Origin of the sequence: Cupriavidus cauae (assembly GCF_008632125.1) — a bacterium.
In the GTDB taxonomy this organism is placed as follows: Bacteria; Pseudomonadota; Gammaproteobacteria; order Burkholderiales; family Burkholderiaceae; genus Cupriavidus; species Cupriavidus cauae.
In genome coordinates, this window is the sequence record NZ_VWRN01000057.1 from 1 (window position 1) to 686 (window position 686).

Consider the following 686-nt stretch of genomic DNA (forward strand, 5'->3'; position numbering starts at 1 on the left):
CTGGTGGTATGGAGCCGACGCCCCGACAGTCATTCCAACGAAGCGGCGTTCTGGCATCAGATTCTGATGGCGTCGCACTTCGAGTTCGTCAACCCGGCCAAGGTGCCCAAGCGGGTCGAGGCGGCCTATCTCTGTCGGCAACGCTTCATTGCCATCGCCAACAATGCGTGTCGCAACTATGTCGTCTTGTTGATTGACGAAGCGCAGGATTTGACGCTGCGCGAGTGGAAGTGGCTGGTGGGCCTGCAGAACGATCTCGATTACGACGGTTACCTGCTCAGCGTCTTCTCGGTCGGCACGCATCAGTTGAACTATCGCCATGAATACATGGCCAGCACCGGCAACGCGCATGTGGCCGCCCGCTTCATGGCAGCCCATGCGCGCTTTCACGGTCTGCGCTCGGTGCAGGAGGTCGAGTATGTGCTGAACGGCTATGACGTCGACTCCGAATGGCCGGTCGACAGCGGGGTGCCGTTTCTGGCGTATTTTGCGCCAGAGGACTTTGCCCGCGGGCGCCGGCTGGCCGGCAGCGCCAAGCTTCTCTGGAACGCCCTGGTCGAGTTGTCACCGCAGCAGGCGCGACGGCGGCATGAGTTTCCGATGCAACACGTTGCCAAGGCGACCGAGAGCGTGCTGTTCCAACTGGCCCGCGGCATGGACTGGGACGAGGCGACCTGCTACGAGAA

At 61.8% G+C, this 686-nt stretch carries 1 protein-coding gene; it reads left to right on the forward strand.

Going from position 1 to position 686, the window contains the following annotated elements; genetic code table 11:
• The coding region (locus F1599_RS22065) for an ATP-binding protein (protein ID WP_150084592.1) at window positions 1-686 on the forward strand (686 nt) is incomplete at both ends.